The sequence below is a fragment of the Streptomyces sp. NPDC006430 genome (genome assembly GCF_040612395.1).
In the GTDB taxonomy this organism is placed as follows: domain Bacteria; phylum Actinomycetota; class Actinomycetes; order Streptomycetales; family Streptomycetaceae; genus Streptomyces.
In genome coordinates this window covers 338,240-363,479 of the sequence record NZ_JBEXQA010000001.1, presented here as the reverse complement: position 1 = coordinate 363,479, position 25,240 = coordinate 338,240, and the positions used below count along the sequence as shown (strand labels likewise).

Sequence of the window (25,240 nt, the reverse complement as noted above, 5' to 3'; positions counted from 1 at the left end):
TACCATATATTCGCTGACACTGTTTCACTTCAGAGCTATTGGAAGGAGATCACCGTGGGGCGACCCGTGGATCCAGCCCGGCGCGAGCGCACACTGGCGCGGGCGACCGACTACGTGCTGGCACACGGCCTGGCCGGGCTGAGCCTGCGACCACTGGCCACGGCCCTCGACACCAGCCCACGGATGCTGCTCTACGACTTCGGCAGCAAACAGGAGTTGGTCGCTGCGGTCCTCGCCGAGGCCCGCCGCCGAGGTGCGGTGCGCCTGGCCGAACACCTTCCGCCGGCGACGGGCTCCGCTCAGGAACGGCTGCGTGGCATCTGGGCGTGGATCAGCGCGGACGAACGTGCGCCGTTCGTCCGGCTGTTCTTCGAGGTGCACGCCGATGGCCTGGGCCACCCCGAGACCTACCCCGACCGGGGCCAGGCGATCACGGACTGGTTCGACACCCTCGGCGCCACGTTCCGCGACGTCTCCACCGGTTCTGACGACACCGTCACACCCACGCTGGTCATGGCCGTTGTCCGCGGTCTGCTGTTCGATCTCACAGCCACCGGCGACCGCCACCGCACCGATCGTGCACTGGACCGCTTCGCCGAACTCCTGAGGCAGTGAACGCAGGAGAGACTGGGCCACGCCCGGGCGGCACCGCCCCGACCAAGGACGGAAGCCGGTCCGACGTCAGGGCCGGGAGCACCGGCCGAGGCGGTCAGCAATACCGCAACCCACATCGGCCAGGCTGACACCCGGCTTCGCCCAAGGCTGCCGGCCGTAGGCATCCAGCGCGATCTGCTTGAGCTTGGTGAAGACGCCGAGCCGTTCTGTTAGCGGGGTACCACCACCGCGCCGCCTACCTGCGCGACCTCTTCAGAGCCCCAGGGCGGCATCCAGCATCCGGCGGGCGACCGAGGTCAGTTCGGCCGGATCCGGGGCCGGGCGGGAGCGGGCGAGGGCTCCGACGAGCCGGTCGTGGAGCAGTCCGTCGGTCCAGGCGACCAGCAGGTCCGCGGATTCCCGAGGCCGTCGCGCACCCAGCGCCGCGAGGACCTCCGCGGTCCGGGCCCGGGCGAGCTCTCCCGCCCGGTGGAACTCCGGCTCCAGATCCGGGTTCCGTGCCGCCTCCAGGCTCAGCTCGAAGCGGGCCAGCTGCCGTGCCCGCCCGGTGGTCAGCCACCGGTACAGCACCCCGGCCAGCGCCACCGCGACCGCCTCCCGTTCCACCATCGCGGCCGGGGCGTCACCGCCGTCACCCCCGCCATCCCCGTCACCCGCTGCACGCACCACGTCCACCACGCCCCCGGCGTCACCTGCGTCACCTGCGTCACCTGCGTCACCGAAGTCACCGAGGTCCAGTTCGGCCAGCCGCCCGTAGCAGGCGCCGATCAGCGCCGTCCTCGTACGGAAGTAGTACGAGGTGCTGCCGGCCGGCAGTTGCGCCGCGGCGTCGACGGCCCGGTGGGTCAGACCCCGCAGTCCGGCGGCGGCCACCAGGTCGATCGCCGCGTCCGCGATCAGGGTTCTGCGGTCTGCTCGGCCGGCACGGCCGGCAGGAGGGGTGGACATGGCGTCACTCTACAGCTGTAGAGTGACGCCACTACCTCTACGGATGTAGAGGATGGATCGTCCAGGGGAGGACCGTCATGTCTCAGCGTCATGCGGTGGTGGCAGGAGCAGGAATCGGCGGACTCACCGCGGCGGTGGCCCTGCACCGCCGCGGCTGGCGGGTCACCGTGTGCGAGCGGTCCCCCCGACCGTCCGCCACCGGCGCCGGAATCGTCCTCGCTCCCAACGCCCTGCGCGCCTTCGAGGCCATCGGCTTCGACGCCGGCCTCGCCGCAGGCCGCGCCGTCCCGGCCGCCATGGGCCTGCGCCGCCAGGGCGGCAGTTGGCTGAACCGCGCCGACACCGCCACGCTGGCTGCCCGTTACGGCCGACCCCCGCTCGCCGTGTACCGCCCGACCCTCGCCGCGAGCCTGGCCGCCGCGCTCCCGGACTCCGCGATCCGCCACGGAGTGACCGTCACCGGCGTCGACGGCGCCCACGAGACCACCCCCGTGGTGCGCACCTCCGCCGGCGACCTCACCGCTGACGTCGTCCTCGCCGCCGACGGCATCCACAGTCCGCTCCGCCGTGCGTACTTCCCGGACCACCCCGGGCTGCACTACAGCGGGGAGACGGCCTGGCGGACCGTACTGGCCAGCGACGCCCTGCCCGAGGGCTCCCCGGCCTCCGCCGAGACCTGGGGCCGCGGCCAGCGCTTCGGCTTCGTCCCGCTCACCGACGGCCGCACGTACCTCTACGCCACGGCCGTCGTACCCGAGGGCCACCGCCCCGCCGACGTCCGGGGCGAGCTCCTGCGCCGCTACGGCTCCTGGCACGATCCGATCCCCGCGCTGCTGGAGCGGATCGACCCGGCGGCCGTCCTCCAGCACGACCTGTACGACCTGGCCGCTCCGCTCCCCCGATACCACCGCGGCCGGTTGGCCTGGCTCGGCGATGCCGCCCACGCCATGACCCCCAACCTCGGCCAGGGCGGCTGCCAGGCCGTCGAGGACGCCGTCGTCCTCGCGCACCTGCTGGACGCGGCGGACGGGGCCGGTACTCCGGCCGCCCTGGCCGCCTACAGCGCGGCCCGATGTGCCCGGACCAACGCCATCCGGATCCGCGCCCGCAGGGCGGGCAAGCTCGCCGCGCTCGCCCACCCCCTCGCGGTGGCCGCCCGCGACCTCGCCGTACGCGCCACCCCGGCCCGCGCCGCCCTGCGCGCGCTGGACGACCTGTTCGACGGCTTCGTCCTCCCCGAAACCACGGCCACGCCCACAACCACGACCCCACCGGCACCGGCACCGGCACCAGCACCACGGCCGACGGCATAAAACCGTGCCCGGCGCCGTTGACCTTCGTTGAGTTTCGTTGACGGTTCAACCCCGCGGGCAACCCCCGCAGGCAGCTCGACGACGAAGGCAGGTACAGGCACATGGCGACCACCCACATCGACTGGGACCACCCGAAGGACCCCAAGCCGGGCTGGCAGCTCGACCACGTCAAGCAGTACGTCGAGTCGAACGGGGCCGAGGGCCACTACTGGAACGGCACCCAGACCCTGTTGCTCACCACGGTGGGCCGGGTCTCCGGCGACCCGGTGCGCACCCCGCTCATCTACGGCGAGGCCGACGGCCGTTACTTCGTCGTCGCCTCCAAGGGCGGCGCGCCCGAGCACCCGCTCTGGTACAGGAACCTCACCGCCCGGCCCGACGTCCGCATCCAGGTCGGCCCGAAGATCCTCCAAGGCACGGCCCGCACCGCGACGGCCGAGGAGCGGGCCGCGTACTGGCCCGTGATGATCAAGCACTGGCCCGCGTACGACGAGTACCAGGGCAAGACCGACCGGGAGATCCCGGTCGTCGTCATCGAGGCCACCGCACTCACCGCGTAACGGCGGTCAGTGCCCCAGCACGGCCATCGCCGCATTGTGGCCGGGGACCCCGCTGACGCCACCGCCGCGCACTGCACCCGCGCCGCACAGCAGGACGTTGGCGTACGGGGTCTCCACGCCCCAGCGGCCCGCTCCGCTCGGGGCGCCCCCGTGCCCGTCGCCGTCCGCGTACGGCCAGGACAGGTCCCGGTGGAAGATGTGCCCTCCGGGCAGGCGCAGTTCGCGCTCCAGGTCCAGTGGGGTCTTGGCCTCGATGCAGGGTCGGTCGTCCGCGTCGAATGCCAGGCAGTCGGTGATCGGCTCGGCCAGGTGCGCGTCGAGCTGTGCGAGGGTGCCGGCCAGCAGTACCTCGCGCGCACCCTGGTTGTCCTTCTCGAACAGCCGGGCCGGCGTGTGCAGGCCGAAGAGGGTGAGCGTCTGGTACCCCTGCGCCACGAGCTCCGGCCCCAGGATCGAGGGGTCGGTCAGGGAGTGGCAGTAGATCTCGGAAGGTGGCACCGAGGGCAGTTCCCCGGTGACGGCCTCGGCGTAGGCCCGCGCCAGTTCCGCGTACCCCTCGGCAACGTGGAAGGTGCCGCCGAAGGCCTCGCGGGGGTCGACCGAGGTGTCCCGGAGCCGCGGCAACCGCTGCAGCAGCATGTTGACCTTGAGCTGGGCCCCCTCCGCCGCGGGCGACGGCGCCTCCTCGCCGAGCAGCTCGGCCAGGGTTCGCGGTGAGGCGTTGACGAGCACCGTCCGCGCGACGACGCGCCCTTCGCCCGTCGCCGTACGGAAGGTCACCTCGGCCGGCGCCCTCCCGTCCGTGTCGATCCTGATCACCTCGCGCCCGGTCGCGATCTCGGCCCCGGCCGCCCGTGCCGCCGCGGCCAGGGCGTCCGTCAGGGCGCCCATGCCGCCGACCGGGACGTCCCAGTCGCCCGTGCCGCCACCGATGACGTGGTACAGGAAGCAACGGTTCTGGGCGAGCGAGGGGTCGTGCGCGTCAGCGAAGGTGCCGATCAGGGCGTCCGTGAGCACGACGCCGCGGACCAGGTCATCGGCGAAGTGCTCCTCGACGGCCCGCCCGATCGGTTCCTCGAAGAGCATCCGCCAGGTCGCCTCGTCGTCGATCCGGGCCCGTAGTTCCGCTCGGGTGGGCAGTGGCTCGGTCAGCGTCGGGAACACCTTCCCGGCGAGCCGTCGGGTCCTCCCGTAGAAGGCGCGCCAGCTCTCGTACTCCCGCTGCGAACCGGTCAGTCGCGTGAAGGACTCCCGGGTGCGGGCCTCGTCCCCGCCGACGAGCAACCCGCCGGCCCGGCCGTCGCGCTCGACGGGGGTGTACGAGGAGACCGTGCGCCCCCGGACCGCGAAGTTCAGCCCCAGCTCGCGCACGATCTTCGCCGGGAGCAGGGAGACCAGGTACGAGTAGCGCGAGAGGCGGGCGTCCACTCCGGTGAAGGGACGGGTGGAGAGCGCGGCGCCGCCGGTGTTGCCGAGCCGCTCCAGGACCAGCACCGAGCGGCCCGCCCGGGCCAGGTACGCGGCGGCGACCAGTCCGTTGTGTCCGCCGCCCACGATCACGTCGTCGTATACATCGCGCCCGAAGCTCGTCATGGCTCTTGGTAGCACACCTGGCCGAGCCGCTCCAGACAGTACGCCTCGTCGGCGTGGGCCAGCACCGTGTCGGGATGGTCGTCCCCGAGGGTGCGCTCGCGGATGCCGGAGAGTTCCCGGTATACCGGCAGGGCCTCGTCCCAGCGGCCCAGCCGGCCCAGGCCGACGGCGAGTTCCCGACGGCTGACGAGGGTGTCCGGGTGTTCGGCACCGAGCACCGCGGCCCGGGCGGCGGCCACCTGTCGGGCCTCGGTCACGGCCTCCTCCCAGCGGTCGAGCCGGCCCAGGTTGACGCCGAGCACGTGCCGGGCGCGGAGCGTCTCCGGGTCCGCGGCCCCGTACGCCCGGGTGCGGTCGCGGACCAGGCCCCGGAACAGGTCCAGGGCCTGGGCGGCGTGCCCGGTGCGTCCGAGCGCGATGCCGACCTCGTAGCGGGCGGCGAGGGTGTCGGGATGGTCCCGGCCCAGCACCCGTTCCCGTACGGCGGCCACCTGGTGGAAACCGTACAAGGCCTCCTGCCAGCGCTCCAGGCGGCCCAGCGCGTACGCCACCTCGTACCGGGTCAGCAGCGTGTCCGCGTGTTCGGCGCCCAGCACAGCCGCCCGGTCGGCGGCGACCTCGGCGGCGGTGCGGTGGGCGTCCGCGAACCGGCCCAGCGCCCCGAGGGCGCAGGCCAGGTTGTGGCGACAGCGCAGCGTGTCGGGATGGAGCGGGCCCATGCTGCGCTCCCGGGCGACGAGCACCGCACGGTAGATGTCGTGGGCTTCCTGGTGGCGTCCGAGTCGACCCAGTTCGTACGCCATCTCCTGCCGGGCGGCGAGGGTGTCGGGGTGGTCGGCACCGAGCACGCGGGTGCGCCCCTCGGCGACGGCCCGGTACGCGGCCAGGGCCTCCTCGGGGCGACCCGCGCGGCTGAGGGCGAAGGCGCGGGTGTGGCCGGCGGCGAGGGCGTCGGGGCCGGCCCCGTCGAAGCCGTTCCCGTCGGATCCGGGGGTGCGCGGGACCCCGTACGGCGCGGTGAGCCGCGGGTCCTCGGCGGCTGCGGGGCGCAGGATCCGGTGTCCGCCGCTGGGGCGCACGGCGGTCCAGGAGCCGGTGAGCACGGCCCATTCGCCGCTCGCGGGACGGGCGTCGATGCCCGCTTTGCGGCCGGCGGTCATCCCGTGGGCCCATGCGGGCAGCGGGGCCTGGGCGCCGGGCAGCCCGCCCGGGCCGAGCCGGGCCTCGACGAGCCGACGGTGCAGGTGGCGGGCGTCGCCGGGGCGGTCCTCGGGTCGCTTGGCCAGGAGGTCCAGAACCACCTGCTCGAAGTATTCCGGCAGCTCGGCACGGTGGTCGCGGAGCGGCACGGGGGCGTTGTCGCGGTGGCCGACCAGCACCGACCAGGAGTCGCCGAGGTCGAAGGGCGGGGCGCCGGTGGCGATCTCGTACAGGACGCAGCCCAGGGAGTAGAGGTCGCTGCGGTGGTCGACCTCGCCGCCCGCGATCTGTTCGGGCGACATGTAGTGGGGGGTGCCCATGGCCATCGCGCCGCCGGTGAGTTTGGCGGTGAAGCCGATGTCGTGGGCGAGGCGGGCGATGCCGAAGTCGCAGATCTTCACCGTGCCGTCGGTGAGCCGCATGATGTTGGCGGGCTTCAGGTCGCGGTGGACGACGCCCTGGTCGTGGGTGTAGCCGAGGGCGGCGGACAACTGTTCCGCGATGTCGACGACCACGTCGACGGGGAGCGGGCGCGCCCCGTTGTCCTCCAGGAGCTGACTCAGGTTGCGGCCGTCGAGGAGCTCCATGACGAGGTAGAGCGGGCCGCCCGTGGCGCTGTCGTCGCCGAAGTCGTGGACGACGGTGACCCCGCGGTGCTGGAGGGAGGCGGCGACGCGTGCCTCGCGGCGGAAGCGCTCGCGCAGGACCTGGGTGAAGTGGTTGTCCTGCTCCGGCCCGAGCGGCTTGAGGCATTTCACGGCGACCTGCCGGCCGAGCGACTCGTCCCGGGCTCGCCACACCTCGCCCATGCCGCCGCGCCCGATCAGATCGAGCGACCGGTAACGGCCCTGGATCAGTCTGGACTCCGCCATGTCTTAAAGCCGCCCCCGTTGTCGTGCTACGTCCTACGCCCTCCCCGGCCGGTCCAGTATGGCCGCTGATGTACGCAGTGTGTACGCCGAGGGGCGGCTCCCGGGGCCCGTGCGGCGCATCGCTTTCAAGATGTGACCTGGCGGCACCTGCCACCGCAGACCTGCGGGAATGCTGCGCAGCAGGGTACCGGTGAGGCGCAGGTGCCGGCTGACGACGGGTGGGGGCGGTGCGGCACGTCCGTACAGCCTGTGCGCGTCGTCGGGGAGGGAACCGTAAGCCAAGGCTGCTACCGGGCGCCACAGCAGGTTTCGGCCAGTTCCAGAGGTTGATCGGCCGGGTCGACGAGGTCCTTGGGTCGCCGCAGTTGCAGGATCCACCCGGTCGTCGCCGTCCTCGCTACGTTGGCCAAGGAGCCGGACGGTCGGCCCGTGCCCGCCCGGGCGTGCGCGACGGGCTCGTCCGCTTCCTCGATCACCGCGCGGGGCAACACCCGGCCCCTGCCATGCCCCGCGCCGCTGGCCGCGGGAGCGCGGCCTCGAACCGCCCTTCCGTGGCGGTCCCGTCCGTCCGGAGCCGCATCGCCGTGGCCGCGGCGGCCTTGACGGGTACGCGACAGGCGCCGGTCGGCGCTTCCCCGTCGACGACCTCGAACTGCTGCTCTGGGTGCACTGCGCGCAGATCGACAGTTTTTGTACGTACTCAGATAGATGAGCTCACGCAAGGTCCGCCCCCAGCAATGCCGTTCGCCTCCGGGGGAACATCCTGCCACCGCGGCGATCCGGCAAAGGCCCTAACGGCGGACGCGGGGCATGCCCAGGCCGATCCAGGAGATGATCTCGCGCTGGATCTCGTTGTTGCCGCCGCCGAAGGTGAAGATGACGGCGCTGCGGTAACCGCGTTCGAGTTCGCCGTGCAGGACCGCGCCCGCGGAGCCGTCCTTGAGGGAGCCCGCGGAGCCGACCACCTCCATCAGCCAGGCGTACGCGTCCCTGCGGGCCTCGGATCCGTACACCTTGACGGCGGAGGCGTCCTGCGGGGTCAAGGTGCCGTCCTGTACCGCGTTGACCATCTGCCAGTTGAGCAGTTTCATCGCGTCGAGCCGGGCGTGGGTGCGGGCGAGGAGGCCGCGGACCCAGGAGAGGTCGACGACGCGGCGCCCGTCGGCGAGCTTGGTCTCGGCCGCCCAGCGCTGCACGTCGTGCAGGGCCCGGATGGCCATGGTGCCGTGGGCGGCGAGCGTGACGCGCTCGTGGTTGAGCTGGTTGGTGATCAGGCGCCAGCCCTTGTTCTCCTGGCCGACGCGGCGGCTCGCCGGAACACGGATGTTCTCGTAGTAGCTGGCGGTGGTGTCGTGCGAGGCGAGGGTGTTGATGAGGGTGCAGGAGTAGCCGGGGTCGGACGTCGGCACGAGGAGCATGGTGATGCCCTTGTGCGCGGGAGCGTCCGGATCGGTGCGGACCGCGAGCCAGACCCAGTCGGCCGTATCGCCGTTGGTGGTCCAGATCTTCTGCCCGTTGACCACGTAGGTACCGGTCTCCTCGTCGCCCTCGCGAACGGCCCTGCACTTGAGGGCGGCGAGGTCGGTGCCGGCGTCGGGCTCGCTGTAGCCGATGGCGAAGTCGATCTCGCCGGCCAGGATCTTGGGCAGGAAGTACGCCTTCTGCTCCTCGGTGCCGAACTGCATGATCGTCGGGCCGACGGTGTTGAGCGCCATCAGCGGCAGCGGTACGACGGCCTGCGCGGCCTCGTCGAAGAAGATGAACTGGTCCATGGGCGTCATCCCGCGCCCGCCGTACTCCTCGGGCCAGCCGACGCCGAGCCATCCGTCGGCCCCGAGCCGGCGGATGGTCTCCCGGTAGAAGCGCTTCTGGGCGGCCGGATCCTGGTAGCGGGCGTGGACGTCCTGCGGCACCAGCTCGGCGAAGTAGGCACGCAGCTCGGTGCGCAACTGCTGTTGCTCAGGCGTGTATTCGAGGTGCACGGCCCCTCCGGGTGTCTCGCGGTCCAGCCGGTCGCTGTGGTGGCGGCGCACAGAGTAGAACGTGTTCCAAGAATGCGGAAGGACTCGCGGGACCCCGTTTGCGTCGCTCGCTGACAGGCGCAGGCCGGTGTCCGACAATGGCCTTCTGGGCAGAGCGAGTTCGAGCACCTTCCGGGGGACGCATGAACGAGGCGGGCAAGCAGGAGATCGCCGCATGGGAACGCGCGATGTCCGCACGCAACCGGCGAGCAGACCCCGCGGCGGACCGGTCACCGGCCGACCGCTCGCCGGCCGAGCGGTCACCGGCACCGCCCGCCGACGGGCTGCCCGCGGCCCGGCCGGAGCAGCCCGGGGGCGTGACCCAGATCCACGAGCCGGGGGCCCTGCCCGTCGATCCCGAGGTACCCGACCGCGAGAGGTGCTGGAGCCTGCTGCCGGCCGACGTACGCTCCAGGACGCTGGAGAAGGCCGGCACGGTCCTCGTCTGGTGGGCCCGGCTCACGCCCGACGGCCGTCCGTTCGCGGTGCTGCTCGGGGACCGCGGGCTGTGCCGGGTCGATCCGGCGCCGCGGGGCGCCGAACTCGGCTACCGGGGCGAGCGGACCCGGGTGGAGCCGGGGTCGCTGCGGCACCGCTCGTTCGACGGCGGGTCACCGAAGCCGGGTACGAGCACCGGCCCGGGCCCGGGTCCGTCGGGCGTACGGGTGGAGCGGCTCGTCCTCGATCCGCCGGAGGCGCAGGGGGTCATCGGCCACTTCCCGCTCGACGTGCAGGACTTCCTGCAGCGCCCCTTCCTGGCCGGTGGCCGCAACGTCACGGCCGATTGGTACTACTACGAGACCGCCGAGACACGCCACACCGCTCTGTTCGTCACCCTCGTCCTTTCCACCGACCGCCACGTGACGGCGATCGAGGCCGACCGGACCCTGGACCGTGGCGCGACGCCGGACCGGGCCCGGTGGCACAGCATCCGCTGCCACCAGGCCCGGTTCCTCCCCCGATGACCCCGCGTCCTCGGGCGCGTTCAGTTCAGGGCGGTGATCATGGCTGCGGCCGTCGCCGCCATCGCCGTACGGGCAGCCGCCAGGTACGGTCGGGGGTCCGCCGGGGTCAGGTGGGTGCGGATGGCCTCGGTCATGGCCAGGTTCAGGGCGGTGCCGATGTTGACCTTGCGGATGCCCCCCGCCACCGCTGCCGCGAGTTCCGTGTCCGGCAGGCCCGAGGAGCCGTGCAGGACCAGCGGCACGTCCACGCTCTTGGCCAGCCGGGCCAACAGCACGTGGTCCAGCGAGGCGGTACGGCTGGTCATCGCATGGCTGCTGCCGATCGCCACCGCCAGCGCGTCGACGCCGGAGTCGGCCACGAACCGGCGGGCTTCGTCCGGATCGGTCCGGGCGCCGGGCGCGTGCGGGTCCAGCGGGGCGGCGCCGTCCTTCCCGCCCACCTCACCCAGTTCGGCCTCCACCCAGAGCCCGTTGGCGTGCGCCCAGTCGACGGCGGAGCGGGTGGCCTCCAGGTTCTCCGCGTACGGGAGCTGCGCGGCGTCGAACATCACCGAACTGAACCCCGCGTCCACGGCCTGCCGGAGCAGGTCCGTGCTCTTGACGTGGTCCAGGTGCAGGCCGATCGGAACCGTGGCGGCCTCCGCGCAGGCGGCGGCGGCACGCGCGATGGGCAGCAGCTGTCCACCGCGGAACTTCACGGCGTTCTCGCTCAGTTGCAGGATGACCGGCAGGGCGGCCTGCTGCGCCCCGGCGACGACGGCCTCGGCGTGCTCCAGCGTGATGATGTTGAACGCGGCGACGGCGCGGCCCCCGGCAGCCGCCTCGACAACGAGCTTTCCGGCCGGGACGAGGCTCATCGGACCGCCTCCTCGCCGGCGGTGAGGATCACCGAGCGGGTCAGGTTCCGCGGCTGGTCGGGGTCCAGGTCCTGGTGGGCCGCGACGGCGATCGCGAGCCGGTGGACGCGTACCAGCTCGGCGAGCGGGTCGAGCCGACCCGCCACCCACTGGCCCCCGGTGGCGCGCACCTGTGCGGCGAGCCCCTCGGGGGCTTCGCCGATCGACCAGGTGAGGGAGCCGGGCCCGGTGACGCTGATCGGCCCGTGCCGGTATTCCATCGCCGGATACGACTCGGCCCAGGAGAGGGACGCCTCGCGCATCTTGAGCGCGGCCTCGTTCGCGATGCCCACGCTCCATCCGCGGCCGAGGAAGGTGAACTGCCTCCGGCTCGGGGCCTGTTCGGGCAGCGGTTCGGTCAGCGCGGTCCGGGCGTCGGCGACGGCACCGACCGTGTGCCGACCGACGTGGGCGCGCAGCAGCGTCAGGGCGGTGGTCGCGAACCGGGTCTGCACGACGGACTGCTCGTCGGCGAAGTCGAGGACGACCAGCTCGTCGGCGAGGGTCATCACCGGGGTTGCCGGATCACCGATGACGGCGGTCGTGGGCACGCCCGCCTCCCGCAGCCCGGCCAGCAGTTCCAGCACCTCGGTGGTGGTGCCGGACCGGGTCAGCGCCACGACCCGGTCGTAGCGCCGGTGCCGGGGGAACTCCGAGGCGGGGAAGGCGTCAGTCTCCCCCTGGCCCGCCTCCTCGCGCAGGACGGCGGCGGCCTGGGCCATGTAGTACGAGGTCCCGCACCCGACGATCGCGGTGCGCTCCCCCGGCTTCGGCAGCACCGGCCGCTGGGCCGGGGCCAGTTCGGCAGCCCGTTCCCAGCACTCGGGCTGCGTGCCCAACTCGTACGCGACGTGGCTCATGGTGGCTCCCTAGCCCTGTTGATGCGTTTTCCTGCAAGGTAGCGGTCGATTTCGCGCAACTTCAAGCATCTCGGGCGTGATCGCCTGAGTTAATGTCATCGGGTACGCCAATGGAGCACCCGACGGAGATCCGTCGGACCACACCCGAGGGGGTCGATCGCCGTGGGGTCCATGACCCGCAAGGAACGCTGGCAGACGCTGCTGGACCTCCTGGTGGAGCGGGGCGAGCTGGAGGTCGAGCCGGCGGCGGAGGCACTCGGCGTGTCCGCCGCGACCATCCGGCGCGACCTCGACCAGCTGGCCGAGCAGCAGCTACTGGTCCGCACCCGCGGCGGGGCGGTGGTCCACGGGGTCTCGTACGAACTCCCCCTGCGCTACCGGACCTCCCGCCGCGCCGCCGAGAAGCACCGCATCAGCGAGGCGGTGGCGGCGCTGATCACCCCGGGCGAGGTGATCGGCCTGACCGGCGGCACCACCACGACGGAGGTGGCCCGCGCCCTGGCCGCTCGCCCGGACCTGGCCGAGGGCTCACCCGCCTTGACGGTGGTGACCAACGCCCTCAACATCGCGGGCGAGCTGGTCATCAGACCGCAGTTCAAGATCGTCCTGACCGGCGGGGTCGCCCGCCCCCAGTCGTACGAGCTGACCGGTCCGCTGGCCCAGCAGGTCTTGGGGCAGCTCACGATGGACACGGCGGTCGTCGGAGTGGACGCCTTCGACCCGGCCGACGGGGCAGCGACCCGACACGAGGACGAGGCTGCGATGAACCGCCTGCTGTGCGAGCGGGCCCGCCGGGTGGTCATCGCGGCGGACTCCAGCAAGCTCGGAGTCCGCGCCTTCGCCCGCATCTGCCCCACGGGATCGGTGGACGTCCTGGTGACGGACACCGGCCTGCCGGATTCGGTCGCGGAAGGATTCGAGGCGGCGGGTGTGGAGGTGCGGAGGGTTTAGGGGCGCCGCGACCCCGAGGAACGCAGGGCCGGCTGCGCCGGCGGGGAACCGGAGCGGCGGGTCCGCTGGCGTACGGTGGTCGGGCCATCGAGGCGGTTGGACCGGCGCCCCGGCCGGCCCGCACGGCTGGGCCTCGGGGCAGCAGAACCGACCGGTGACCCGGGCAGCCGGGCCGAGACGGCGCGCCAGTGGCCCGGGGGCCCGCACGGCCGGGGCGAGGCGAGGCGCGGGGAGCGGTGGCCCGCGCGCATCGGGTCAGGCGCGGCCCGACCGCTCAGTGCGTGGGCAGTCTCCCCGCCTCCCGGCCGAGGGCCGACAGGACGGGAGCGATCAACGGGTGCGACTCCGCCCCGCGGCGGGTGGCCGCGAAGACCCTCCGCGTCGGCGCCGCGCCCGCCACCGGACGGACCTGGACCTCCTTGAGGTCCATGCCCCGCAGCGCCGAGCGCGGGACCAGGGCCACCCCCGCCCCGGCGCCGACCAGGGCCGCCACGGCGCGGAAGTCGTCGGAGGAGTGGAGGAACCGCGGCTGGAAGCCCGCCAGTTCGCAGGCGAGCAGGGTCACGTCGTGGCACGGGTTCCCCGGGTACTGCCCCACCCACTCCGCGTCGGAGAGGTCGGCCAGCGAGACCTCGGGGAGGTCGGCCAGGGGGTGCCCCGAGGGGAGCACCGCGTCGAAGGGTTCGGCGTACAGCGGCAGGATCGAGAGGCGGCCGTCGTCGGCACCCGGGGCGCCGCGGTACTCGACCGCCAGCGCGAGGTCGGCTTCGCCGCCCAACAGCAGCGGCAGGCTCTGGTCGCCCTCCGCGTCGCGCACCCGCAGGCGGATGCCCGGGTGTTCGCGCGCGAGGCTGGCGATCGCCGGGGCGAGGACCTCGGCGATGCCGGTCGCGAAGGCGGCCACCGTGACATCGCCCGCCGTGCCGCCCGCGTAGGCCGCGAGCTCGGCCTCGGCCCGTTCCAGCTGGGCCAGGACCTCGTGGGCGTGCCCGAGCAGGATCTCGCCGGCCGCGGTCAGCCGTACCCCCCGGCCGCTGCGGGTCAGCAGGGCGTGGCCGCTCTCCTGCTCCAGCGCCGCGAGTTGCTGGGACACGGCGGAGGGGGTCAGGTACAGGGCTGCGGCCGCGGCGGTCACCGTTCGGTGGTCCGCCACGGCCCGCAGGATGCGCAGCCGGCGGGGGTCGATCACCCCACCATTCTCGCAGGTGGAGCAGGCTTCTCAGGCCCCGGAAGCCGACAGCGCCGTCCGGGCGTCGACGAAGGCCGCGACCGCGCGTTCGACGTCCGCCGTGGAGTGGGCCGCCGAGAGCTGGACGCGGATCCGCGCCGCTCCCATCGGCACCACCGGGTACGAGAAGCCGATCACGTACACGCCGCGCTCCAGCAGCAGCTCCGCCATCTTGGCCGCCTCCGCCGCGTCGCCGATCATCACCGGGGCGATGGCGTGGTCGCCGGGGAGGATCTCGAAGCCGGCCTCGGTCATCTTCGTGCGGAAGAGCGCGGTGTTGGCGGCGAGCTGCTCACGCAGGTCGCCCGCCGACTCCAGCAGGTCCAGGACCTTCAGGGAGGCCGCCGCGATGACGGGGGCGAGGGAGTTGGAGAAGAGGTACGGGCGCGAGCGCTGGCGCAGCAGCTCGACGATCTCGGTCCGCGCCGCGACGTAGCCGCCGGACGCGCCGCCCAGCGCCTTGCCGAGGGTGCCGGTGATGATGTCGACGCGGTCCATGACCCCGTGCAGCTCCGGCGTACCGCGGCCGCCCGGGCCGACGAAGCCGACGGCGTGCGAGTCGTCGACCATGACCATGGCGTCGTAGCGGTCGGCCAGGTCGCAGATCTCGGCGAGCGGGGCGACGTAGCCGTCCATGGAGAACACGCCGTCGGTGACGATCAGCTTGCGGCGGGCACCGCCCTCGGTGGCCTCCTTCAGGCGCGCCTCCAGCTCGGTCAGGTCGCGGTTGGCGTACCGGAAGCGGCGGGCCTTCGACAGCCGGATGCCGTCGATGATCGAGGCGTGGTTGAGGGCATCGGAGATCACCGCGTCCTCGGCGCCGAGCAGGGTCTCGAAGACGCCGCCGTTGGCGTCGAAGCAGGAGGAGTAGAGGATCGTGTCCTCCTGGCCGAGGAACGAGGACAGCTGTGCCTCCAGCTCCTTGTGCACCTCCTGCGTACCGCAGATGAAGCGGACCGAGGCCATGCCGTAGCCCCAGCGGTCCAGCGCGTCCTTGGCGGCCGCGACCACCTCGGGGTGGTCGGCCAGCCCCAGGTAGTTGTTGGCGCAGAAGTTGAGGACCTCACCGGGAGCGCCACCGGCGGTCACCGCGACAGCCGCGCTCTGCGGGGTGCCGATGACCCGCTCGGGCTTGTGCAGGCCCGCGGCGCGGATCTCGTCGAGGGTGGTGCGGAGGTCCTCGCGGACGGTCTCGAACATGGTGCGGTGCTCGCTTTCTCCTGGTGCGGCGGAGGGAGAGGAAGGAGGGGGCCGGGCCCCGCGGAGGGGGAGGGTGGGCAGGGCCCGGCCGGAGGGAAATGGTCTGCGGAGCGAACGGGACGTCGCGGGCGGGACCGACGGGACGGGGCAGGACCGAACGGGACGGAGCTGCCGGTCCCCGTGCGCGTGGTTACGCGGTCCAGTCCAGGATGATCTTGCCGCTGCGGGCGGTCGCCGCCTCGTCGAACGCGGCCTCGAAGTCACGGTGCGAGTAACGACCGGTGATGACCGGGCTGAGGTCGAGCCCGCCCTCCAGCAGCACCGTCATCGCGTACCAGGTCTCGAACATCTCGCGGCCGTAGATGCCCTTGATGGTGATCATCGAGGTGACGACCTTCGCCCAGTCCACCGGGAACTCCTGCGCGGGCAGGCCCAGCATGGCGATCCGGCCGCCGTGCGTCATGTTGTCGATCATGTCGCGCATGGCCTCGGCGCGGCCGGACATCTCCAGACCGATGTCGAAGCCCTCGCGCAGGCCAAGCTGCGCCTGTGCATCGGCGATCGTCGCCTGCGAGACGTCGAGCGCGAGCGTGGCGCCCGCCTTACGGGCGATGTCGAGGCGCTCGGGGCTGACGTCGGTGATGACGACGTTGCGCGCACCGGCGTGCTTGGCGACGGCAGCCGCCATGATCCCGATCGGGCCGGCACCGGTGATCAGCACGTCCTCGCCGACCAGCGGGAACGACAGCGCGGTGTGCACCGCGTTGCCGAACGGGTCGAAGATCGCCGCCACGTCCAGGTCGACGGCGGTCCGGTGCACCCACACGTTCTGCGCGGGCAGGACGACGTACTCGGCGAAGGCGCCGTCCCGCCCGACGCCGAGGCCGACCGTGCTGCGGCACAGGTGGCGGCGACCGGCCAGGCAGTTGCGGCACTTGCCGCACACCAGGTGGCCCTCTCCGCTGACCAACGCGCCGATCTCGATGTCGTGGACGTCAGCGCCGAGGGCGGCGACCTCGCCGACGAACTCGTGGCCGAGTACCAGCGGGGTCTTGACGGCGCCCTGCGCCCAACCGTCCCAGGAGCGGATGTGCAGGTCGGTGCCGCAGATGCCGGTGCGCAGCACCTTGATCAGCACGTCGCCGGGACCGTACTCCGGCTCGGGAACGTCCATGAGCCACAGCCCGGGCTCGGCCTTGTGCTTGACGAGTGCCTTCATGGGGTGGCTCCAGGCATGGGGAGGGGACGCAGCGACCACTGGGGTTGGTGCGACGTATCGACGGGCACCAATCTGCCGAGCGCGGAGGTGATCAGTCCATCGAGGATTTCTTAAGCGGGTCGACAGCCCAGCTTCACGCCTATGCTCCTCACGTGAAGGGCTGTGGCCTGGTCAGGGGCCTGCGGTCGGGGCAGGGGATGGGGAGGTGAGGGGCGTGCCGAGTCTGCGCAGCAGGGCGCTTTCGGTCGCGCTGATCGCGGCGGGACGGCGAAGACGGTTCGCGAGTGCCGAAGCGGTGCGCGCTCAGGTGGCCGAGTCGGCCCGTCGGCCGGCGTCCCACCTGCCGCCGCGCTCCCTGGGGCGGATCGCCGAGGTCTCCCGCACCTTCGTCGGCGCCTGGCCGGTGTACGACGCCTCGCCGCGCGAGGTCGAACCGGTGGCCCGGGTGCTGTACGTGCACGGCGGCGGGTACATCAACGAGCTGGTCCGGCCGCACTGGTCGATGATCCGGACCCTGGTCACGCAGGCGCAGGCGCGGGTCGTCGTACCGGCGTACATACTGGCTCCGCGCGGGACGGCCGACCGGACGGTCCCGGTGGCCGCGGACCTGCTCAGCGGCCTGATCGAGAGCGGCGGAGCGGGCGGTACCGTGCTCATCGGGGACTCCGCGGGGGCCGGGCTGGCGCTGGCCGCCGCCCAGCGGTTGCGCGACCGCACGGGGGCGCAGCCGTCCCGGATCGTACTGATCTCGCCCTGGCTGGACCTGACCATGAGCCACCCCGACCAGGCGGCCATCGAGGCGGCCGACCCGGTGCAGGCCCGGCCGGGTCTGCTGGAGGCCGGCCGGCTGTACGCCGGCACCTTGGACACCGACGACCCGCAGGTGAGCCCGCTGCACGGCTCGTTCGCGGGACTCGCGCCGCTGACGGTGTTCACCAGCACCCGGGACGTGCTGACCACCGACAGCCGGGAACTGCTGCGACGGGCCCGGGCGGACGGGGTCGAGGTGGAGTTCCACGAGGAGCCGGGGCTGCCGCACCTGTACCCCCTGCTGCCGGTCCCCGAGGGGCGGGCGGCCCGGAGCCGGATCGTCGAGCTGATCAGGACCGTCGCCGACGAGTGACGGCCGGCCGGGTCGGCGGGCGCGCCGTCAGGCCGTGCAGGTCATCAGCGAGCTGATCGGCCAAGCACGGTAGGCGGTCCAGTAGGCCTCGTCCCGCACCCCGTCCGCGGGCGGGGTGCGGTTGGGCTGCCAGCCGACCGTGGAGAAGCCCGCTTCCACGGCGGCCTCGGCGAAGTCGGCGTGCGCCCATTCGCGGAACTCGAAGTCCACCGAGGGCTGGGTCAGGAACTGCGCCTTCAGCAGCGGTGCGTCGCCCTCCGGAACGCGGTCGACGATCCGGACCCCGTACGGTGACCAGTCCACGCTCGGGTACGCGCCGGCGTTGGGCACGATGGCCAGCAGACGGCCGCCGTCACGCAGGTTGGCCCGGATGGACCGGAACATGGCGTGCAGCGCGGCCCGGTCGGTCGCGTCGTTGAACAGGTACACGGCGGTGGCCAGGTCGAAGGGCCCCATCTGCGGTAGCTCGGCCGCGTCGGCGACCACGTACTCGATCTGCGCGGCTTCGATCTGCGCGGCTTCGATCTGCACGGCTTCGGCGGGTGCGGCTTCGGCGGGTGCGACGCGTGCGGCTTCCACGGGTGCGGCCGGGGCGGGGGCCGTGCGCGCGGCCGGCGTCCCGACGGCCGGGCCGGCGCCGTCCCCGCCTTCCGGGCCGTGCACTCCGTGGGCACGGGCCAGGCGGATCATCTCCTCGGAGATGTCCACGCCCACGGTCCGGCGGGCCCCGCCGCGGGCCAGCAGCCGCGTGTTGTAGCCGTGCCCGCAGGGGAGGTCGAGGGTGTCGAGCCCGCGCACCCCGCCGAGGGCGTCGAGCGCCCCGAGCAGGGTGTGGGTGTCGGCCGCCGAGAAGGCCGCCGTGTTCTTCGGCTCCACGAACCGCTCGCCGATGGTGTCGTACTGGAACCGCATGCTCTGCCTTCCGTGCCGGGGTGGGACGCGTGCGTATCGTGCCCCGGGTCGGGGTCGGCAAGGGCCCGAGCCGCGGCCCGTCCCCCGGACGGGGAGGCGTTCGGGTCAGTGCGTACGGCGTACGGGGTGTCCGGCGTCCGCCGGGAGCAGTTCGCGGGCGCAGGCGCGCAGCCAGGCGTGGGCCGGGTCGGCGTCGTGGCGCGGGTGCCAGGCGATGCCGAAGGGCAACGTCGGCAGGTCGAGCGGCACCTCGAAGGTCTCCAGTCCCAGTCCGGCGGCGAGCGGCCCGGCCTGGGTGGTGATCAGGCCGACGAGGTCGCTCTGGCCCAGGACGAACAGGGAGGCGGGGAACGACCCCACGCTCCCCACCACCCGGCGGGACAGGCCCTGTTCGGCGAGGGCCGTGTCCACCGGGCCCTCCAGCCTGCCCCGCCGCGAGACGATGAGGTGCTCAGCGGCAGCGAACCGGCGCGCGGTGATCCGACCCCGCAGCAGCGGGTGGCCGCAACGAACGACGCCCAGCATGTGCTCGTCGAAGAGGTGCTCCACGCGCACCTCCGGTGAACGGCTGTCCACGACGCCGAGTTCCAGGTCGGCGACGCCCTCGCGCAGCGCCGGGACGTCCACGTGGCTCTCCGACAGGAAGCGCAGCCGCACCCCGGGCGCCTCCCTGGCCACCCGGGAGAACAGCGTGGCCCCGAAGGTGGCGGCGAAGGCGTCGTGGGCCATGACGGTGAAGGTGCGGGTGAGGGTGGGCAGGTCCACCTGTCCGCCCGCCAGGAAGAGCGCGCGGGCCCGTTCCACGACGGCCCTGACCTCGCCGTGCACGGCGAGGGCGCGCGGGGTCGGGACCATGGTCCGGCCGGCGCGCACCAGTACGGGGTCGCCGAGGGCCTTGCGGATCCGGCCGAGGGTGCGGCTCATGGCGGGCTCGGACAGGTGCAGTCGGCTCGCCGCGCGGGACACGCTCGACTCCTCCAGGAGGACGTCCAGGGCCACGAGGAGATTGAGGTCCAGCCCGGATTGCGTCACACGCATTCATCCCTTGCACAAGTTGCACTGGAAAGCAGGTCACGCCAACCCTACGGTGGGCCACGGGGGACGGAGGGCCGCGCGGCGGCCCCTCCCCCGTTCCGTTCCACTCCACCGTCACCGACTCCGAGGAGGAGCCGTGCTCCGCCATGCCCGCAAACGGGACGCTGCAAGCCCCGCAAGCCCCGCAGACCCCGTACGCCCTGTTGATCCCGTACGGCCAGCCCGCGCGGTGCGGGATTCCGAGCCCGTCCTCACCCGGTCCGCGCTGCTCGTCCTGTGCGCCTGCGTGTTGGTCGCGCAGGCCATGGTCGCCGCCGTGAACCTGCTGATCCCGCAGCTCGCCGCCTCCGCCCTGCACCCGACCCCGGGCCAACTGGTCTGGGCCGTCGACGCCTACGTCATCGTCTTCGCCGCGCTGCTGATCCCGGCCGGCGCGCTCGGCGACCGGTACGGTCGCAAAGGCGCCCTGCTGGCCGGGCTCGCGCTGTTCGCAGCAGGCGGGGCGGTCAGCGCACTCGCCACGGCCCCGGCGGCGCTGATCGCCGGACGCGGCCTGTGCGGTGCGGGTGCGGCCCTGATCACGCCGGCCACCATGTCCGTACTGGTCCACCTGAGCCCGCCCGAGCACCGCGGCCGGGCCCTGGCCACCTGGACGCTGGCCGTCGGCCTCGGGGGCCTGGCGGGCAACGTCGGCGGCGGCCTGGCCGGGGAGTACCTGACCTGGCGGGCCCTGTTCTGGTCGGTCGTGCCGCTCGGCGCGCTGCTCGCGGTCGCCGTCGCCCGTGCCGTCCCCCGTACGCCGGCGCGGTCCGAAGCCTCCGTCGACCCCTTCGGGGCCCTGCTGCTGGCCGGGGCGCTGATCGCCGTCGTCTACGGGATCGTCGAGGGGCCCTCGTACGGCTGGACCTCGACGGCGGTGTTGGCCGCCTTCGGCGCCGGCGCAGGGTTGTTCGCCGCCTTCACCGGCCACGCGCTGCGCGCCGCGCATCCGCTGCTGGACCCGAGGATCTTCGCCTCGCGCAAGCTGCGCGCCGGGGCGCTCGGCATCGGCGCCGGGTTCTTCGGGCTCTTCTCGCTCTTCTTCGTCAACGCCCAGTACCTCCAGTACGCAAAGGGCTTCTCGCCCGCCCGGACCGGACTGGCGATCATCCCGCTCACCATCGGCATGGCGGTGGTGCCGAAGCTCGGCGCCAGGCTGGCCGAGCGGACCGGGCCGCGGCTGCCGGTCGGCGCCGGGCTGGGCCTGATCGCGGCGGGCCTGCTGCTGGTCTCCACCGCCGACGCGGGCACCCCGTACCCGGTGTACGCCTGCCACCTGCTGGTGCTGTCGATCGGAACGGGCCTGTGCGCGCCCACGCTGACCCTGACCGTGGTCGCCGAGCTGCCCGCGCACCAAGCCGGGCTGGGCTCCGGGCTGAACACCGCGGCCCGGGAGATCGGAGCCGCGCTGGGGGTGGCGGTGGTCGGCACGGTGCTGGCCTCCCGCTTCCACGGCGATCCGCACGATCCGGCGCAGGTCGGCGCCTTCACGGACGCGATGGGGGTCGCGCTGCGCACGGTGGCCTGCGTACTGCTGCTGGCAGCGGTCGCGGTGGTGGTCGGCTACCGGAACACGGGGCACGAGCGCCGGGGTGCCGCATAGGACGTTGGAGGCGCATGCTGACTGTGTGACGGCGAGAGCGGACAGCGGCCGCCCCACAACCGACGCCACGGCCCGGGTGCTCGCGCGGGCCTGTGTTGATGCGGTGCCGGCCGTCGGCGGGTTTGCGGGCGGCGTCTACCTGCGTTCCGGCATCGAGGAGACGCTGCTGCTGGCCGTGGTCACGGGGCTGCCCGGCAAGCTGTTCCGTCCGTGGTGGCGGATGCACGTGAACCGCCCGTACCCCACCGCCGAGGCCTACCGATCCGGCCAGTCCGTGCACCTGCCCGACGCGGAGGCCACCACCCAGCGCTTCCCGCAGATGGCGGCCGGGCTGCCGTTCCCCTTCGCCTCGCTGTACGAGCCGCTCGTCAGCGGGTCCGAGCGGTTCGGGGTGCTGTTCGTCCTGCGCCCCGCGACACCCGGAGTCCCGGTCGACGCCGCCGACCGCGAGCGGATGCGGGCCGCCGCGAAGAGGCTGACCGGGGCGCTCGCCGAGCTCACCGCAGCCGGGGACGCGGTCCGCTGGAAGGGCGATCCGGTGTGCGTACCACCTCCGGAACGGGCTCAGGGGGCCCGCGAGGCCCTGGAGCGGCTCACGCTGGCGGTGCTGTCGCTGGACCGTGAGGGCAGGGTGCGGTACATGAACTCCGCCGCCGCCGACCTGCTGGGGATGGGCGGGCGGGAGCTGCGCGGGCGGGTGGTGTGGGAGGCGGTGCCCTGGCTCGGACAGCCGGCGTACGAGGACCACTTCCGGAGCGTGTTCATGTCCGCGGAGGGGGTGCGCTTCGCGGCCCGGCGCAGCCGGCATCCGCACGAGGACTGGGTGACGGTGGACCTGTACCCGGCCCCGGACGGGGTGACCGTGACGATCGGGGAGGGCGAGCAGCCTCCCCGCGCGCCCGGGCAGGTGATCCGTGCCGATGCGGGTCTGGGCTCGCCGGCCGACCGGGCCTCGGCGCTGTACCGGCCGGTGGCCCTCGCGATCGCGCTGACGGAGGCGGTCACCGCCCGCCAGGTGTCGGCGGTGGTCACCCAGGAGCTGCTGCCCGCCTTCGGGGGCCGCCAGCTGGCGATCTACCTGCTCAACGAACGGCACCTGCACATGGCGTGGGAGACGGGCTTCCCGAAGGGCTTCCTGGACCGGTTCGAGGGGGTGGGGCTGGACGTCCGGCTGCCGGGCGTGGAGACCCTGACCTCGGGCCGGCCGATGTTCTTCGAGTCGATGGGGCACCTGGCCGCCGCATATCCGGGTATCCCGATGGACGCGCACGTCGGGGCGCGGGCGTTCCTGCCGCTGATCGCCTCGGGCCGGCCGGTGGGTTCGTGCATCCTCGGCTTCGACGCGCCGCGCGGGTTCAGTCCCGAGGAGCGGACGGTGCTGACCGCGCTGGCCGGACTGATCGCTCAGGCCCTGGAGCGGGCGCAGCGCTACGACTCCGAGGCGGCGCGGGCCCGCGGGCTGCAGGCGGCGCTGCTGCCGCACCGGCTGCCGGTGCACGAGCACGTGGAAACGGTGGCCCGGTACCTGCCCGGCACCGTCGGCATGGACGTGGGAGGCGACTGGTACGACGTCGTCGAGACCAACGAGGGCCTGCTGGCCCTGGTCATCGGGGACGTCCAGGGCCACGGGGTGGCGGCTGCCGCGACCATGGGTCAACTGCGGAGCGCCGTACGGGCCTTCACGCTCGGCGGCAATACGCCGGAGCAGGTGATGACCGGCACCAACCGGCTGTTGATCGATCTCGACCCCGGCCAGTTCGCCAGCTGCTGCTACGTGCTCCTCGACCCGCTGTCGGGCCGCGCGTGGGCCGCCCGGGCCGGGCACCCGCAGCCGCTGCTGCGCCACGCGGACGGGCGGACCGAGGTGCTGGACCTGCCGGGCGGGGTGGTGCTCGGCGTCGACCTGGATGCCGCCTACCCCGTGACAGAGCTGCGGCTGGCGCCGGGCGCGGTGCTCGCCCTGTACACCGACGGGCTGGTGGAGGAGGCGGGCACGGACATCGACACCGGCGTGGAGCGGCTGCGGGCGGCGCTGGCCGCGGCCCGACCGTGGCCGCTGACGGAGATGGCGGACCGGCTGGTCGCCAAGGCGGGGGACGCCACCGACCGGCCGGACGACATCGCCCTGCTGCTGGCCTCGCGTCCGGGCCGCCGGCCTGCTGCGACCTCGTAGCGCGCCGGTGACCTCGTAGCGCGACGACCCGGAATCATACGATCCGCTTCGTTCGATGCCGTGCGGCTCCTGCGGGGTGACCACCCCTTGGGCAGGTGGTGTCGCCACGAACACATGTCGGCAAAGCGGAAGAAAATTTGCCGGCTGGGAGTTGCGGTTCCCGCACCTGGACTCTGCTCAGCGTTTACGCGGTCTTCACACCACCGCAAGCCTGTCGCACCGCGTCGGAACGATGGAATCCGCAGGAGAACGGCTCTTGACCTGCCGATCTCGCAGAGCTTCGATGACGGCCCGGGAGCCACTCGAACCGCTTTGCTCACCACCGCCTCGGAGGCGATACCGCTCCCGCACCTCAGTTCACCGCACCTGCCGATCGGAACCCCGAACCGATGTCTGAAACGATCAGCGCCCCTCAGGCCCTCGCCCCCGCCACCGGGCCCGTCCCCCAGAAGCTCAAGCGTTCCATCGGCGTCGTCGGCGGCACCCTGCTGACGCTCTCGTGCGTGACGCCCGCCTCGACCCTGTTCGTCGTCGTACCCGACCTGTTCTCCAGTCTCGGCACGTGGACCGCCCTCACGATCGCCATCGGCTCGCTGCTCTGCATCGGCGTCGCGTTCTGCTACTCGGAGCTCGGCACCCTGATCCCCAGCGCCGGTGGCGAGTACGCGATGGTCTCGACCTTGGCGGGCCGGCTCACCGGGTGGCTGGTCTTCGTCCTCTCCCTGCTCGTCGTGATGATCGTGCCTCCCGTGATCGCCATGGGCACCGCCGACTACCTCGCGCCGATCGTGCAGATACCGGCCCCGGTCGCGGGCGGCGGCGTCATGCTGCTCGCCACCCTCGCCGGCCTCCTCGACCTGCGGGCCAACGCCTGGATCACCGGCATCTTCCTGGTGCTGGAGGTCATCGCCGCCGCGCTGGTCGCCGTCCTCGGCTTCGCGCACAGCGAGCGGGGCACCGACGCGCTGGTGCACGGCGTGGTCGCCGGTGAGGGCGGTACGTCCACGGTGACCGCGATGATGGTCGTCTCCGGGCTCGCCATCGCCCTGTTCATCACCCAGGGCTTCTCGACCGCCGTGTACCTCTCGGAGGAGCTCGAACACCCGCGGCGCAACGTCGCCCGCACGGTGCTCGCCACCCTCGCCATCTCCACGGCCGTCATTCTGGTCCCGGTCATCGCCATCACCGTCGGCGCCCCGGACCTCGACGCGCTGGCCGAGGGCGACCTCGGCGCCATGGTCACCGCCTGGTCCAACTCGGCCGTCGGCACTTTCGTCAGCCTCTGCGTCGCCCTCGCCATCATCAACGCCGGCATCGTGATGGTGATCCAGAACTCCCGCGTGCTGTTCGCCTCCGCCCGCGACAAGGCCTGGCCCGCGCCGGTCAACCACGCGCTGTCCAAGCTCGGCCGCTTCGGCTCCCCGTGGGTGGCCACCCTCCTCGTCGGTGTCCCGGGTGCGGCGCTGTGCTTCGTCAACCTCGACACCCTGTACGGGGTCACCGGCGTCTCGGTGACCGGCATGTACCTGCTGGTCGCGGTGGCCGCGCTGTTCGCCCGGCGCGGGACGCACCGCCACGTGGCCGCCTGGCGGATGCCGCTGTGGCCGGCCGTACCGATCGCGCTGATCGCCGTGCTCGCGTACATCCTGACCCAGCAGGAGACCCAGTACCTGCTGTGGACCGGCGGGATCACCGCCGTCGCCACGCTCTACTGGGCGCTGTACCTGCGCCCGCGGCAGGACACCCGCTGGCTGGTCAGCATCCCGGAGGACGCCGAGCCGGCCGCTGCGTGAGCCCCCGCTCCCGCTCCCGCCGCGACGGGCCGGGAGCGGGCCGACGGAGCCGACGGGGGCGACGGGGGACCTCCCGTCGCCCCCGTCGATGCTGATGACGAACTTGCCGCAGGCCGAGGCC

The 25,240-nt window shown here is 73.0% G+C and carries 20 protein-coding genes and 1 pseudogene; 9 read left to right on the top strand and 12 right to left on the bottom strand.

The genetic code is table 11. The features are described from left to right. The first annotated feature begins 54 nt into the window (after positions 1–54). Positions 55–615, top strand: coding sequence for a TetR/AcrR family transcriptional regulator (locus tag ABZZ20_RS01700; RefSeq protein ID WP_356865606.1), 561 nt, complete (start codon positions 55–57; stop codon positions 613–615). A 252-nt stretch (positions 616–867) separates the two neighbouring features. Here ABZZ20_RS01700 and ABZZ20_RS01695 read toward each other — a convergent pair whose 3' ends face one another. Beyond that, positions 868–1,563, bottom strand: a complete 696-nt coding sequence (locus ABZZ20_RS01695; RefSeq protein ID WP_356865604.1) for a TetR family transcriptional regulator — start codon at positions 1,561–1,563, stop codon at positions 868–870. A 77-nt stretch (positions 1,564–1,640) separates the two neighbouring features. On the opposite strand from ABZZ20_RS01695, the gene ABZZ20_RS01690 reads away from it, so the two are divergent. Together ABZZ20_RS01690 and ABZZ20_RS01685 are read left to right on the top strand one after the other, a co-directional pair. Beyond that, entirely contained in the window at positions 1,641–2,876 is a 1,236-nt protein-coding gene (locus ABZZ20_RS01690; RefSeq protein ID WP_356865602.1) for an FAD-dependent monooxygenase, read from the top strand. A gap of 101 nt (positions 2,877–2,977) precedes the next feature. Continuing rightward, entirely contained in the window at positions 2,978–3,436 is a 459-nt protein-coding gene (locus ABZZ20_RS01685; protein WP_356865600.1) for a nitroreductase family deazaflavin-dependent oxidoreductase, read from the top strand. A 6-nt stretch (positions 3,437–3,442) separates the two neighbouring features. On the opposite strand, the gene ABZZ20_RS01680 is transcribed toward ABZZ20_RS01685, so the two are convergent. The 4 genes and pseudogenes from ABZZ20_RS01680 to ABZZ20_RS01665 form a co-directional block, all read right to left on the bottom strand. Continuing rightward, positions 3,443–5,029, bottom strand: coding sequence for an NAD(P)/FAD-dependent oxidoreductase (locus tag ABZZ20_RS01680; RefSeq protein WP_356865598.1), 1,587 nt, complete (start codon positions 5,027–5,029; stop codon positions 3,443–3,445). Then, complete coding sequence (locus ABZZ20_RS01675; RefSeq protein ID WP_356865596.1) at positions 5,026–7,101, bottom strand: serine/threonine-protein kinase; 2,076 nt, start codon at positions 7,099–7,101, stop codon at positions 5,026–5,028. Before ABZZ20_RS01675 ends, ABZZ20_RS01680 begins: the two co-directional genes overlap by 4 nt. 33 nt (positions 7,102–7,134) lie before the next feature. Beyond that, positions 7,135–7,413 (bottom strand): annotated as a pseudogene (locus ABZZ20_RS01670) (DUF2236 domain-containing protein); the annotation flags it as partial. A gap of 479 nt (positions 7,414–7,892) precedes the next feature. After that, positions 7,893–9,083, bottom strand: a complete 1,191-nt coding sequence (locus tag ABZZ20_RS01665; RefSeq protein WP_356866118.1) for an acyl-CoA dehydrogenase family protein — start codon at positions 9,081–9,083, stop codon at positions 7,893–7,895. Positions 9,084–9,265: 182 nt separating this feature from the next. On the opposite strand from ABZZ20_RS01665, the gene ABZZ20_RS01660 reads away from it, so the two are divergent. After that, on the top strand, positions 9,266–10,087 hold the full coding sequence (locus ABZZ20_RS01660) for a hypothetical protein (RefSeq protein WP_356865594.1): 822 nt from the start codon (positions 9,266–9,268) through the stop codon (positions 10,085–10,087). Positions 10,088–10,107: 20 nt separating this feature from the next. On the opposite strand, the gene ABZZ20_RS01655 is transcribed toward ABZZ20_RS01660, so the two are convergent. Together ABZZ20_RS01655 and ABZZ20_RS01650 are read right to left on the bottom strand one after the other, a co-directional pair. Continuing rightward, entirely contained in the window at positions 10,108–10,944 is an 837-nt protein-coding gene (locus ABZZ20_RS01655) for a class II fructose-bisphosphate aldolase (RefSeq protein WP_356865592.1), read from the bottom strand. Continuing rightward, the gene (locus ABZZ20_RS01650; protein ID WP_356865590.1) at positions 10,941–11,843 is read right to left on the bottom strand and encodes an SIS domain-containing protein; all 903 of its coding nucleotides are present in this window, start codon (positions 11,841–11,843) and stop codon (positions 10,941–10,943) included. Before ABZZ20_RS01650 ends, ABZZ20_RS01655 begins: the two co-directional genes overlap by 4 nt. Positions 11,844–12,014: 171 nt before the next feature. Here ABZZ20_RS01650 and ABZZ20_RS01645 point away from each other — a divergent pair, with 171 nt between their 5' ends. Further along, positions 12,015–12,794 carry a DeoR/GlpR family DNA-binding transcription regulator gene (locus ABZZ20_RS01645; protein WP_356865588.1) on the top strand — a complete coding sequence of 260 codons (780 nt, stop codon included), beginning with the start codon at positions 12,015–12,017 and terminating at the stop codon, positions 12,792–12,794. 274 nt (positions 12,795–13,068) lie between these two features. On the opposite strand, the gene ABZZ20_RS01640 is transcribed toward ABZZ20_RS01645, so the two are convergent. From ABZZ20_RS01640 to tdh, 3 genes are all read right to left on the bottom strand, one after another. Then, positions 13,069–13,983: a LysR substrate-binding domain-containing protein gene (locus tag ABZZ20_RS01640; RefSeq protein WP_356865586.1), complete on the bottom strand. Its 915-nt coding sequence runs from the start codon at positions 13,981–13,983 to the stop codon at positions 13,069–13,071. 30 nt (positions 13,984–14,013) lie between these two features. Continuing rightward, positions 14,014–15,222: a glycine C-acetyltransferase gene (locus ABZZ20_RS01635; RefSeq protein ID WP_356865584.1), complete on the bottom strand. Its 1,209-nt coding sequence runs from the start codon at positions 15,220–15,222 to the stop codon at positions 14,014–14,016. Positions 15,223–15,412: 190 nt separating this feature from the next. Further along, entirely contained in the window at positions 15,413–16,441 is a 1,029-nt protein-coding gene (gene tdh, locus ABZZ20_RS01630; RefSeq protein ID WP_356865582.1) for an L-threonine 3-dehydrogenase, read from the bottom strand. Between the two features lie 214 nt (positions 16,442–16,655). Between tdh and ABZZ20_RS01625 the strand changes: the two genes are divergently transcribed. Next, complete coding sequence (locus ABZZ20_RS01625) at positions 16,656–17,564, top strand: alpha/beta hydrolase (protein WP_356865580.1); 909 nt, start codon at positions 16,656–16,658, stop codon at positions 17,562–17,564. A 27-nt stretch (positions 17,565–17,591) separates the two neighbouring features. Here the strand turns inward: ABZZ20_RS01625 and ABZZ20_RS01620 are convergent, their stop codons facing one another. Both ABZZ20_RS01620 and ABZZ20_RS01615 read right to left on the bottom strand, forming a co-directional pair. Next, a complete protein-coding gene (locus tag ABZZ20_RS01620) occupies positions 17,592–18,476 on the bottom strand; it encodes a class I SAM-dependent methyltransferase (protein WP_356865578.1) in 885 nt (294 codons plus the stop codon). A gap of 105 nt (positions 18,477–18,581) precedes the next feature. Then, complete coding sequence (locus tag ABZZ20_RS01615) at positions 18,582–19,514, bottom strand: LysR family transcriptional regulator (RefSeq protein ID WP_356865576.1); 933 nt, start codon at positions 19,512–19,514, stop codon at positions 18,582–18,584. Between the two features lie 226 nt (positions 19,515–19,740). On the opposite strand from ABZZ20_RS01615, the gene ABZZ20_RS01610 reads away from it, so the two are divergent. From ABZZ20_RS01610 to ABZZ20_RS01600, 3 genes are all read left to right on the top strand, one after another. Beyond that, positions 19,741–21,153 (top strand): MFS transporter, encoded by a 1,413-nt coding sequence (locus tag ABZZ20_RS01610; protein WP_356865575.1) that lies wholly within the window; start codon positions 19,741–19,743, stop codon positions 21,151–21,153. 25 nt (positions 21,154–21,178) lie between these two features. Continuing rightward, positions 21,179–23,326 (top strand): SpoIIE family protein phosphatase, encoded by a 2,148-nt coding sequence (locus tag ABZZ20_RS01605; protein WP_356865573.1) that lies wholly within the window; start codon positions 21,179–21,181, stop codon positions 23,324–23,326. A gap of 389 nt (positions 23,327–23,715) precedes the next feature. Next, the gene (locus tag ABZZ20_RS01600) at positions 23,716–25,119 is read left to right on the top strand and encodes an APC family permease (RefSeq protein WP_356865571.1); all 1,404 of its coding nucleotides are present in this window, start codon (positions 23,716–23,718) and stop codon (positions 25,117–25,119) included. The last annotated feature ends 121 nt before the right edge of the window (positions 25,120–25,240 follow it).